Raw genomic sequence first — 12,915 nt, 5'->3', positions numbered from 1 at the left:
TCCAACCTTCGTGCGCTTCGTGTCCTTCGTGGTTAACGATCTCTATCCCTGACCCCTCGTTTAGCGCTCGGCAAAATGCTCGACTGGCTCACGGGGCACGCGTGGCAAGATTGCCGAAACCACTTCATAGGCATTCGTGCCCAACCACTCAGCCACTTCCTCAGCGCGAATTCGATCTGTGCCCTGTTGCCCGATCAGTACCACCTGATCGCCGCGTTGCACAGAATCAAGCTCAGTTACATCGATCATGGCATAATCCATACACACCCGCCCGACGACTGGCACGCGCTGACCATGAATCAGCACTTCGCGCCAAGGCTGGGGCGCACGCCGAAATCCATCGGCATAGCCCACCGGAATTGTGGCAATCCGCGAGATGCGGCTGGTGACAAAGGTACAGCCATATGAAATTGGGCTGCCTGCTGGCAACTCACGCACTTGAGCTACCTCAGTCTGGAATTCCAAAACTGGCTGGAGATTCAAATGTACATCGCTGCTTGGGTCGATGCCATACAAGGCAATCCCCGCTCTCACCATATCATAGCGAGCACTTGGATGCACCATGGCCGCAGCACTATTAGCGGCATGCACCACTGGCGGTCGTAATCCACGCTGGGTTAATTGATCAAGCAGCGTTTGAAAACGTTGCAGTTGCAAGCCAAAAAAGCTTGCATCAGCCTCATCGGCGTTGGCAAAATGGGTGAAAATGCCGACAACTTCGATGCCCGCCAAGCCTTGCAACCATTCGATAAAATCCACCGCTTGCTCAACTGCCAAGCCCAATCGTGCCATGCCTGTATCAATTTTGATGTGTACTTGGGCTTTCAATCCCAAAGCCAAGGCCTGTTCATGCAACGATTGAGCGACATGGCGATCAAATAATGCTACGCTGATCCGATTGAGCAATGCTTCGCGCATTTGCCAGGTTGGGGTATAGCCCAAAATCAAGATTGGCGCGGCAATATCAGCTTGGCGCAAGTGCAGGGCTTCGCCTAAAGTTGCTACCGCCAACGAGCTTGCCCCATTTAATAAAACGGTGCGAGCTGAACGAACTGCACCATGGCCATAGGCATCGGCTTTGAGCACTGCCATTACAGGTACGCCGACGGCCTGCCGAATAGCTTGCACATTGCTCGCCAAAGCATCAAGATCAATTCGCACCGTTGTGGGCCGATCGGGCAGGCCAATGCGTACAGTGCGCCAAACATGCTCTTGGCGCACCAACACCTGCCGTGGATCAGCTTCAGGAGCCAACAAGCCTGCGACGACATGTTCCATTCGCGATTCAGCCGCCCCCTTGACCAACACCAAATCGCCTGCACCAAGATCGGTTGGGACAGCCGCCAACACCGCCGCCGCACTATGCACGCTCATGGTGTTAATTTGATAACCGTAAGTTGCGCTTGCTTCACGGGCACTGGTAGCAGCAAGCGCTGCTTGGTCGCCTTTAGTAATCAGTAAATCGGCATGTTGGGCAGCAATTTGGCCCGCTTGTTGATGAAAGCGAGCACTAGCAGCGCCTAATTCAGCCATATCGCCGAGGATCGCAATCCGGCGGCGGGCGGGCAACGAACCAAGCGTTTGCAGGGCTGCATACACCGATTCGGGCGCAGCATTAAAGGTATCATCAATAATCGTCGCGCCATTACGCCCAACCAACGGATTAAAACGGCCATGGGCTGGGCGCAAATCAGCCAAGGCTTCGCGCATCTCGGCCAAACTCAAGCCAGCAACATAGCCCACGGCAATTGCAAAAGCGGCGGCCTGAACACTTGGCACGCCACTTGCTAAGAGTTGAATACATTCAGGGGCATGTTCAGGTATGTGGATAGTGAATTGGGTTGACTGAACGGTGCTGGTCACATTGCCCCAACGAATCTCACACGCTGCATTCTGCCCAACCCGCAGAAGGCGAGCGTGCGTTCGTTCAGCCATTGCAGCCACAAGAGGATCGTCGCCATTCAAGATTGCGTAACCGTGGGCGGGTAACTGTTGAATAATCGCGGCTTTTTCGTGGGCAATCGCGGCTTGTGAGCCAAATGCCCCCAAATGAGCCGAACCAACATTGGTGACAATCCCAATCTCGGGGGGGAAAAGCTGGCACAACTGGGCAATTTCGCCTGGGTGATCAGCCCCAAACTCTAAAACTGCCCATTGCTGAGCCGCAAGCTCGGCCATGGTCACCGATAAGCCTAAATCGGCATTGAACGAACGTGGGCTACGCAACACCGAGTAGCGGCTTGCCAACACCTGGGCAATCGCTCGTTTGGTTGAGGTTTTGCCAACGCTGCCAGTAATTGCTACCGTGCGTGGCGCGTGTTTGGCAAACTGAGCTTTGGCCCAACTGCGCAATAAGATTAAAGGATCGTTACAAATTATCACGGTAATCGATGCAGGAATGACACTAGGTGCATATTGACAGACCACTCCGGTTGCGCCAGCGGCAATTGCATCGCGAATAAAACCATGGCCATCGGCCCGCGCTGTTTGGAGCGCAATAAACAAATTACCAGTTTGGGCTAGGCGTGAGTCATAGGCCCAGCCTGACCATTGTATGTGGTCGCCAGCTTGGGCGATATGCGCTCCAGCAGCGATTAAATCAGCAACGTGAATCATTTAATTCCTACCAACTTACCAAGCCTAATCGAGCATGTTAGGCCTGCGATCTACACCATGCTATCCCACATGGCTTCCCTACTTATGGGGATGCATTATAGCCAAAATTGGCGACTTTCGTCCTATCAGGATATGTGCATAGCGCCAAGTAGAACGGTTGTATAATCGCAGTGTGTGTTGGTATTTTATCTCGTGGAGGGATGTTTTATGCAACGGATTCGGGTAGTGCTACGCGAAGTGGCGCAACAAAAGGGGTTCAACATCACATCACTGGCCGACGCTGCCAAAGTCAACCCTGAAACGGTTCGCAAACTGTGGCACGATGAATCGAAGCGCATCGACCGCGAGAACCTTGAGAAAATCGCTAATGCGCTCCAAGTTAGCCCGCTGATGCTACTCTCAGTCGGCGGTAAGGAATAAGAAACAATGAAGGTCGGGGAATCCCGACCTTCATTGTTTCTAGCGGTAGAATATTCAATTTACAAGAAATCGATTTCGCAAGCGCCTGACATACAGGCCAATTCTTGGGCTGCCGTGGTCAAATCTTCTTCTTCGTAGCGATAGACTTTCGAGAAGTCGATTGGCGGGAATTCTGCCGCCAGTTTTTCGTATTCTTCGCGGCCAATCTCCACATACGGCATTTGGGCATAATTGGCATCAAACGATGGCAAGAAGGCCATCCCACCAATCACCTCGCGGTTTTCCCAAATCCATTTCATGACTTCCATGACTTCATCGGGCTTGTAGGTAATCGTCACCGATGGATTGTGCTCAGTCCAATTGAGTTTGTTTTGCAACCAATAGTTACATTGCTCAATCGCCCCACGGCTGTTGCGCGTGATGGCATTTTCGGGTGCTTTGACTGGGAAGTGCACCACCCAAGTCGTGGCATCATCACGGGTTTGGCCATTTTCAGGGTCCATCGGCACGCCTGCATCACGCAGCACTTTGTAAATTGGCGAGTGGGTGCTGACCCGCACGTTGCGAATGTAATAAGGTGCCCAACGTGAGTGCAAGCCCGAAGCACAATCAAGCAGTTGGCTGCTATTGCCACTTGGCTTAACACAGGTGATCGATACCGATTGATTAATGCCCAACTTTTCGGCATACTCGCGGTTGACTTCGACCGCAATTTCCAGCAAACGGCGCTGAACCTCGGGATCTTGTGCGACTTTGCTATCCATTTGGCCAGTGATATCTACGCCAAGCAAGCGTTCTTCTTGGCAGTTTTCCGACCACTGAGGTCGCAAGCCTGGGAAGTGGGTCGCCATCGATTGGATTGTGCCGATAATCGTGGCTACCTCGACTTTTTCGCGCAAGGTTTCAAAGGTATCGTCGGCGCGGGCGACCGCTGCCGTCAAATTACAAAACTGGTAAGGCCGCAGAATAATTTCGCCGCATGGATTCGTGCCAAATTCGGCGGGCTTACGGCGGCTTGGGCGCATATCGATCGCGCTTTGGCGATTGAAGATCCCTGGTTCGCCGCGACCAGATTTAACCATCGCCAAGACTTGCTCAATAATTTCGAGTTGGGTCAAGCCACTTGCTGGCCAAACTGCTGAGTTGTTGGCGTTCCAGCGTTGGCTATTTTCGCGGTCGAAATCGCCATCTTTGGCGGTCAGCATATCGTGATCATCATAATCGAACAGACTGATCATTGCTGTGCGTCGCACGCCGCCGCTGACCGCTGCATTGCCAACCGAGCACATAATGTCGTGGGCATCGATTGAGCGTAGGAACGAGCCTTGACGAGCCAAAATCCGTGAGCGGGCAAAATCGAGCATTTGGCGGAACGGTTCAGGCCCAGAAGCACGGCCACCTTTGATCCGCAAGGGAGCGCCAGCAGGCCGTAATTGCGAAAGATCAAAGGTTACATCATTGCCAGCGAACCAGGTTTCTAAGCCAAAGCGCAGTGCGTCAGCCCAGCCCTCAGCCGAATCTTCGACCACATATTGGGTAGCTGGTGCGCCAGATTGACGCTTGACCCGAGGGAATTGCTCGATGTACTTATGTTCGACTGAGAAACCCACGCCACAACCGCTCATCGAAATAATCAACGCTTCAACAAATGAGTCGATGCTATCAACTGGTAAATACGAGCAGTTATAGATGGCAATATTGTTGCGGCGGGCAGCCGGCCCCGCCATCGCCAACAAGCGCATCGAAGGCATCGCCCGCATTTCGAGAATAGCTTGGCGCACGCGGTTGTAATCGGCATCATCAAGTTTATTGTCGGAAATTTCGCGCAAGAAATTAACCGAGCGATCGACTGTTTCGATCCAAGTTTCGCGGCGACCTAAATCGTAATCGAAGCGCGAGTATTTATCGAAGAATTGGAATTTTTGCAATGGCGAGGGAAAATATTGATCAGATTCGGCAAACGCATGGCGAATTGCTTCTGGGACAGGGCGTTGCTCTCGCTTTTTGGCATGCTCGGCGCGATAGAGAATATAGCTCTTGGCAGCTTCAAACTCGCCAGCAGCTTGCAACATCACCTCAACCGTATCTTGCACGGCCTCGACGGTTGGAGTCGTGGTATATTTGGCAGCCAAAATATTGACCACGCGCTGAGCCAATTCGGCAACGGTGGTATGCGGTTGACGGCCTAAACCAGCAAAACAGCGGGTCAAAGCGCGTTCAATCCGCGCCACATCAAACGTCACCTCACGACCATCACGCTTGATGATTGTGGTTGGCGGCGCTACTTGGCGGTCATCGAGCGGGGTCAACGTGACCTGTTCCGTCATAACCAAGTCCTTTCAAACATCCAAAATAAAGACAACAAAAAATTAAGGGTGCAATCAAAATGTGATTGTTCCCGTTGATAGCAAGATTTAAATTAGCTTTAACGCAGAGGCGCAGAGCAATCGATTTAATTTGGTTGCATTGGGGCAACCATGAATACCTAGAGAGTGAGCCTTCCCATTAAAAAACAGCAAGTAGAGCCTAGCAGCCCGACTTACTGTACAAACTCGAAAAATATGCGTTACAACTAATAACGCATAGGTAAGTGCATATTTTAAAGGTGGTTGAATGTGTTCAACGGAGTTTGATGCAATCCAATATATAGTATGTTTTTTTAGCTGTCAACACTAGATGTAGTATTTTTTATGGAAAGTGCGGCTAAAAAACGAGGTCTCATCGTTGGCTATTTAGCAGATTATAACGGTGCAAAACTTGCTTATCCACAAGGTATGAACAGGCCCGCAAACCAATTTTTACCAAGATGAGAGAATCCTAAATTGGGCAAAATCCCCCCTAGGGGTGAAACCATTTGTGGGATTTGGACTATCATCATTTAAATGTAATGTACCACCGCTAGGGTTTGGCTCTATAATAGGCCTAGCGATTTTAGACAAGGTATGTGTATGGCGCAAGCAAACAAGCCCAAACCAACAATTGCATGGAGTTTGATCGGCGGGCTGGCGTTAGGCCCAATTCTGCTGATTATCCTGCGGCTGTTTCCTGCGCTCGATCTGCGGATTCAATCGCCAGCTGGCCATTTTTGGATTGTTACTAGTGCCTTGCTGGTTGGTCTTTTGATGATTGGCCTAGTAATTCGGGCAGCCTTGGTGCGACGCGATGGCCGAGCATTAATGCTTGGTTTTGGCTTTTTGGCCATGTCGCTGATGTTTCTTATTCATGCGATCGCCACGCCTGGCGTGATGTTTGAAAATACCTCGGTCGCAACCCAGTGGTCAACCCCGTTGGCGCTGTTGGTGGCGGCCATCATTTTTGCCTTGAGCATGAGCCAGCGGCTTGCCGAGGGTTTGATTCGCTGGTGGGGGCGTTGGTTGGCGCTTGGCAGCGGCCTCTGGCTGGCCTATGCTGGGTTGATGTTGGTATATATTCCCACTACCGTGATGCCAGCAATTCAAGCCCCAACGACCCAAGCTGGCCAAGTTAGTCAAAATGGCTACGACGAATATGGCGATGAGTATGGGTATGGCGATGAAGCTGATCCTACGTCAGTCGCAACCACCCAGCCAACCCAAAGCAGCCAATCAAAGTATGGCGATACATATGATTATGGCTATGGCGACGATGAGAGTATTGCCGCGCCACTGGGCACACCGCAACCAACCAGCGCCACCAACCCGCATTCCCTGCATAGCCAAATGCGTAGTTTGGCCCCAACAATCTTTCCGTTTGTGGTTTGGCTAACCGTGGCGCTCTTTGGCTGGACGGCTTGGTTTTATGGTAAACAATGGCGTGAAACTCCAACCCTGCCACTCGCAACCTTTGTGATTGCGGCGATTCTCTTGGCGGAAACGGCCTTGGCTGCGTTGTATGGCGAGCTTTGGCAGCTTTCGTTTTGGAGCTATCACGTTTTGTTGCTGGCGGCGATTGGCACAATTACCTATGGCGTAATTCGCGGGGTTGAACGAACTGGCTCATTGACCAGCGCGGTTGAGGGTTTGTTGCTCAATAGCACTCTGCAACGCCAACAAGCAGGCTTTCAAAATGCCATGAGCCAATTGTTGAATGCCTTTGAGGCAGGCGACCGCACAGCGAGCCAACATTTACGCCGTGAGCTGAGCCAACGCTTTGCCCTCGCCGAAGATCAGCTTGATTTATTGCAGCATGCCGTAGGCTTGGTCGAGCAGGATCGTGAGCAGGGTCGCCGTTTGCAAGCCTTGGTCGATATTAGCCATACGGTGACGCTTGAACTCGAAGCCGATGCCTTGATCAGTCGGGTCATCGCCAGCTTGGCAAATATGTTGCAGCCAGCCTTGGCCGCAGTTGGCTTGCTTGAGGCTGAGCAGTTGCAAATTCAGGCTCAACACTATTTGATCAAAGGTGAGCCATCGCACCAGAGCCTGAGCCTGCCGCTCAGCGCATTTCCAATGGAATGGCTGACAGTCACCGATTTGCCCTATATCAGCGCTCTAACCGGGCCGCTCAAGCCTTTGGCGGTCAATCTACAACCAGCCTACTTGGTTCCATTACAACACCATACTCAGTTAATTGGAATTTTATTTCTGCAATTGAATGCCGATCAAGCTATCGATGCCCGCAGTGAGGGCGTGTTGCAATCGGTTGCGGCGCATCTTGCCACAGGTATTACCAATAGTCGCTTGTATAGTGCTCTGCAAACTGAGCATCAACAATTGCAACGCAGTGAGCAACTGCGCGAACAGATGAATCAGATGGTTGTGCACGATCTCAAAAATCCGCTGACCGTAATTATTAATTATCTTGATTTGTTGCGTCGCCAAGCACTGCCAGAGAGCCAACGCGAATTGGTCGAGGGCGCTCGGCGTTCATCACGCACATTGGTAGGCTTAGTTTCCGATTTGTTGGATACAGCGCGGTTGCAGGAAGGCCATATGAGCATCAACCGTGAGCATGTGCCAATCGCTCCGCTCTTGCATAATGTGGCCAATGAGTTGCGTTCATGGGCTGAGCAAGAGGCCAAAATTATCTCGATTCAGGCCGACCCTGAGTTGTACGCGACGATCGATGGCGATTTGATGCGGCGGGTGTTGAGCAATTTGCTATCAAACGCAATCAAGCATACGCCAATTCAAACTGAAATTAAATTAATTGCCTACCAAGCTGATAGCCAAATTACCTTCCAAGTAGCTGATAACGGCCCCGGCATCCCCGAAGCGTTGCAAGCATCGTTATTTGATCGCTTTACGATTTTGAATGAGCAGAATCATACCCGCCAACGTAGCACGGGCTTGGGTTTGTATTTTTGCAAATTAGCAGTTGAAGCTCACGAAGGGGAAATTGGCGTGGTCAGTAATTCAACAACAGGCACGATTTTTACCATCACCATGCCACATCATAATTAAGCGCCAGCAACTTTGAGCGCCACCAGGGTAATATCGTCGTGTTGCGGGTGATCGCCGATAAATTGATTAATTTCGTCGATCACTAAATTCACCCATTCAGCGCTGGTCAGGCTATGATCGTGTTCGCGCAGCAAGGTCTCGAAGCGATCGAAGCCCCACATCTCGCCGCTGGTATTTTTCGATTCAACCACACCATCGGTGTAGAACAGCACCATATCGTTGGGTTCAAGCTGATAGCTGGCCGTTTCATAGGGTGTGTTGGCCATAATGCCCAGCGGAAAGTGTGGGCCTGGCGCGGTCGCATATTCCAAATCGCCATTAGCGCGGCGAATAATCGGGTCGAGTTGGCCAGCATTCGCCAAGGCCAAACTATAATCAAGCGTATCAAAGGTTGCATAGGCTAAGGCCACAAAAGTATGTCGTGGAATATCCATGGTTACCCAGCGATTGGTTTCCTGCATCACAATTTGCGGTATCTCGTGATCCCATGCTTCCGAGCGCACAATCGAACGTGCCACCGCCATCAACATTGCCCCAGGAATGCTCTTGCCCGAAGCATCGCCAACCATCAAAGCCCAGCGACCATCACGCAACTCGGTTACCTCGTAGAAATCGCCGCCAGTTTCGCGGGCTGGCAAACACAAGGCCGCCAACTCCACGCCTTGGGCCACAGGCAAGCTACGTGGAAACAAGTTGCTCTGAATTTGGCGGGCAATTTCTAGTTCTTGCTCAACCCGCGTAACTGATTCTTGGTAGAGCCGCGCATGCTCAAGCGCTGTTGCTGCTTGGTTGGCGAAGGTCATCGCCAAATCAGTATCACTTTGGGTAAAGGCGTTGGGTTGTAACGAATTAATATTCAGCACGCCGAGTACCACGCCCTTGCTGATCAACGGCACGCCAATCCACGAGCGCACCACACTTGGCATCGGCGAGCGCGTCCATTGCGGATCGCTGACGGTATCGGGAACCACCAACGGCTGACCGCTCAACATCACCCGTCCCGCACCACTGGTCTGATCAAGCGGGAAGGTCAATTCGCGCCATTCGACCGCCAACTGCTCATCTTGGGCTTGCCGCGCAACAATCCGCAGCAAATTATTCGATGGGAGCATGACCGAGGTTGAGTCAAAGGTGATTACCTTGCGCAATTCACGCAAAATCAAATCGAGCACTTCATCGGGATTGAAGGTGGTGTTGAGCACGCGGGCAATTTCGCGCATAGTTTCGGCAGTGCGGTGGGCAGTTTGTTCAGCCGCATACAAGCGGGCATTGCGCACACTCAGCGCCAGCTGGCGACCGACATTAAACAAAAATTGCTCATCACTTGGGCCAAAGGCCGCTGGTCGCGTTGCCCGCACTGCTAGCACACCCAACGGCTGATCCGAGGCGATCAGCGGGACGCTCAGCCACGAGTGCATAAACCCAGAGTTGGTCGGAACCGGCGGCTCCTGCAAATCGGGATAGAGCGCCCAATCGCGATAAATATCGTTCATGCGCAGCGGCTTGACATGCAGATAGGTCCAGCGCGTCAGTGAGCCTTCGGGCAAAGGATGGCCAATCACCGCCGTTTCAACTTCCTTGCCTTCTTCTAAAACTACCGCCGTTTCCACCCGATCAGCGTTGCCAATCACCACTTGGAAGGCATCGGCATTCAGAAAACTACGCAACACCAAATCCATCGAGCGTAGCATTTCATATAAATCAAGGGTCGAAGTGACCAATTGGGTGATGCCTTGTTGGGCATCAAGCTCAGCCAACTGGCGCTCGCGTTGGGCAAATGAACGAGCATTTTGAATTGCCAAGCCCAATTGATGCGCCACTTGCAGCATAAATTGCTCATCGCTCTCGCTGAAATGGCTAGCATTCATCGATTGCGTGGTGATCGCGCCCAAAACCTCGCCACGGTGGTTGATCAAGGGTGTGCCAAGCCACGACAAGGCGACTTCATCATTGACCTGCACCGTTTTCAACTCGGGATACAGTTTGGGAATATCGGTAATTGTATTGTTGAAACGCAGCGCTTTACCATTGCGCAAAATCCAGGCTGTCGGTGTATTGAGCGGCAGCGATGTACCGATCATCGAGCCATAATCGAGCAACTCGCCACGCTCAACCACGCATAAATCTTCGATCACATACGTTTGGGGGTTGTTTAATAAGATATAAAAGCCATCGATTTTGAGAAACGAAGTCAATAATGGATTCAAGCCACGGAACATTTCGTGGATATCCATGGTGCGATTAAGCAATTCGCCAACCAATTTCAAGGTATTGAGTTCGGCCAATTGACGTTCGCGTTGCGCAAACAGCCGCGCATTTTGAATTGCTAAAGTCAGTTGTTGGCCGACCTGCGCCATAAATTGCTCATCGCGATTGCTAAACACATTGGCTTGAAAACTTTGAATCGCAATCAGCCCAATCACATTGGTTGTTTGATCGTTGAGCGGCACGCCCAGCCAAGCCTTCGTTCGATCCGACGAAATACGCACTTCGTTATCTTCGGGGGCAACCTCAGTCGAGGTTTCTTGTGAAATATCACCAAAGCGCAACGGCTTGCGAGTGTGCAACACTTCCCACGTTGGTGTGTGCTCGGGCGGAATCAGGCCGATCATCCAACGAAAATCACCCTCGCCCTCGCGATTCAAGGCATAGACCGCCTCGACCATGTGGCTTTGGGGATGATTGAGCATCACAAAAAAGCCATCAATATGCAAAAATTCAGTGAGCACAGCATCGATTGCCCGCAGCATGGCCTCAATTTCGAGGGTTGAGCCGAGCAAACTACTGATCCGTTGCAAGGCATTCAGTTCAGCCAATTGGCGTTCGCGCTGCTGATACAACTGCACATTCAACACATGTAAGCTAACTTGGCTGGCGACCGATTGCATAAAAAAGCGATCGCGATCGCTGAAGGCATAGGGGCGATAATTTTGAATGGCGATCACGCCCAAAGGACGGCGATTGGCATCGAGCATTGGCACGCCCAGCCAACTTTCCGAGGGCGAACCTTTGATCGTGCGCCGAATAATGGTTGGGTAATGGCGAATATCGCGTGAAACATGGCGCAAAAACAATGGTTCACATTTGCTCAGCACCCAATCGGTAAACGAACCTTTGCGCGGCATCGCCTCTTCGCTCAGGTAAGTCGCCTCATTCTCATCCTCAATCGCAATGCTATCAGTCAATAATTGGCGCTCAGGGTCGTAAATCGCCATATAAAACACATCGACTGGCAAGAACGAGCGAATTGCATCATTTAATTGATGCAACAAGGTTGAGAGATTGAGCGCTCGAACGGTTGCCGTACTGATCGCACTCAAGGCCTCTAGTTCAGCAATTTGGCGACGTTGTTGGGCCAAAATATTGCCATGCTCCAAGGCCAAAGCCAATTGATTGCTGACCACTTGCAACAACTCAACTTCTTCAGTTTTGAAGGCGCGTTGCTCAGTTTGGCCAACCATCAAGACACCGATCACGGTTTCATGGCGGCGCAAAGGGATGGCGAGGGTTGTGCCGAGATGGCTGAGTTGTGCCATTTGCCAATATTTGGAGTGAGTATGATTATCGACAATCGCCGAATTGCTACTAATCGCAACCCCAAAAATTGAATCAAGCGGCGCAAACGATTCAGGCAGGCTGCCATGTTGCATGCCACGCTGAACAATTGGCTGAAGCTCGCTCCCGCTCAGCGAACACACCACGCCAGCGTTGAGATGCATCAACTCCAGCATAAAATCGAGCGCTAGGCCAAACATCTCAGTCAATGGCAATTGCTGAGTCAACATCGCCGCAATATCACTGATCACAAATAGATCGGCGTTACGCAGCTCGATTTGACGTTCCAACGAGCCAGTTAATTCAGCCTGACGATGCGAGAGCAGGGCATTTTCCAGCGCCACTGCCATCGAATTAGCAATCCGGGTCAACAGATCAAGATCTGTCTCATCGAATGCGCCAACGGTGTAACTTTGCAGCGAAATCACGCCCAAGGCCGAAGTACCAATAACTAATGGTACGCCCATCCAGCCGCGCGAAAGCTTATCGCTGCCAAATTGCAAAAGGCGCGGTAAGCCAATCGTCTCACGTTCAATCGCCAAATCACGAAAGAGCAAGGGCTGACGTTGGCGAATCAGATAGCCAGTCAATGGGCCAATTGGATCATGCTCACTAAATTCAATCACGCCCTCATCGGCCAACATCGCGATACGATACGCGCTATCGTCGTATTGGTCGGAGAGGGCAATAAAACAGGCATCAAAATTCCAAACTGTCTGCAATTCTTGATAAATGGTGCGCAACAACTCGAACGAATCTTGCTGCCCACGACAAGCTAGCCCAATGCGATAGAGCGCATCGAGAGCACGTTGGGTTTGATGGCGTTCAGCCTCGAGGGCTTCCACCCGATTTTTCAGCGTGGGTTTACGAGTACGTTGGGTCATAGTGGAACCGCAGCAGTTTTATCAGCGCAAACATAGCACAAAATAGCATGCAGATCAAC

General features: G+C 51.4%; 5 protein-coding genes. 2 read left to right on the top strand and 3 right to left on the bottom strand.

From position 1 onward, the window contains the following. Positions 1 to 60: 60 nt before the first annotated feature. Entirely contained in the window at positions 61 to 2,616 is a 2,556-nt protein-coding gene (gene alr, locus DEF47_RS00690) for an alanine racemase (protein ID WP_012192286.1), read from the bottom strand. A gap of 207 nt (positions 2,617 to 2,823) precedes the next feature. Here alr and DEF47_RS00685 point away from each other — a divergent pair, with 207 nt between their 5' ends. After that, complete coding sequence (locus DEF47_RS00685; RefSeq protein ID WP_041304953.1) at positions 2,824 to 3,036, top strand: helix-turn-helix domain-containing protein; 213 nt, start codon at positions 2,824 to 2,826, stop codon at positions 3,034 to 3,036. A gap of 59 nt (positions 3,037 to 3,095) precedes the next feature. Here the strand turns inward: DEF47_RS00685 and DEF47_RS00680 are convergent, their stop codons facing one another. Then, the gene (locus DEF47_RS00680) at positions 3,096 to 5,363 is read right to left on the bottom strand and encodes an ATP cone domain-containing protein (protein ID WP_012192287.1); all 2,268 of its coding nucleotides are present in this window, start codon (positions 5,361 to 5,363) and stop codon (positions 3,096 to 3,098) included. 621 nt (positions 5,364 to 5,984) lie between these two features. On the opposite strand from DEF47_RS00680, the gene DEF47_RS00675 reads away from it, so the two are divergent. After that, entirely contained in the window at positions 5,985 to 8,417 is a 2,433-nt protein-coding gene (locus tag DEF47_RS00675) for an ATP-binding protein (protein ID WP_012192288.1), read from the top strand. On the opposite strand, the gene DEF47_RS00670 is transcribed toward DEF47_RS00675, so the two are convergent. Then, a complete protein-coding gene (locus tag DEF47_RS00670; protein ID WP_012192289.1) occupies positions 8,414 to 12,856 on the bottom strand; it encodes a GAF domain-containing protein in 4,443 nt (1,480 codons plus the stop codon). The two genes, DEF47_RS00675 and DEF47_RS00670, sit on opposite strands and share 4 nt — an antisense overlap. Positions 12,857 to 12,915 lie beyond the last annotated feature (59 nt).

The sequence above is a fragment of the Herpetosiphon sp. genome (genome assembly GCF_003512625.1).
In the GTDB taxonomy this organism is placed as follows: Bacteria; Chloroflexota; Chloroflexia; order Chloroflexales; family Herpetosiphonaceae; genus Herpetosiphon; species Herpetosiphon aurantiacus.
Note: the sequence above shows the minus strand (reverse complement) of the source record. Positions and strands in the feature narration are given on the sequence as shown.

Excerpts from the sequence above, each read along its gene's own strand:
- DEF47_RS00675 (WP_012192288.1), top strand. The coding sequence starts at position 5,985 with ATGGCGCAAGCAAACAAGCCCAAACCAACAATTGCATGGAGTTTGATC.
- alr (WP_012192286.1), bottom strand. The coding sequence starts at position 2,616 with ATGATTCACGTTGCTGATTTAATCGCTGCTGGAGCGCATATCGCCCAA.
- DEF47_RS00680 (WP_012192287.1), bottom strand. The coding sequence starts at position 5,363 with ATGACGGAACAGGTCACGTTGACCCCGCTCGATGACCGCCAAGTAGCG.
- DEF47_RS00685 (WP_041304953.1), top strand. The coding sequence starts at position 2,824 with ATGCAACGGATTCGGGTAGTGCTACGCGAAGTGGCGCAACAAAAGGGG.
- DEF47_RS00670 (WP_012192289.1), bottom strand. The coding sequence starts at position 12,856 with ATGACCCAACGTACTCGTAAACCCACGCTGAAAAATCGGGTGGAAGCC.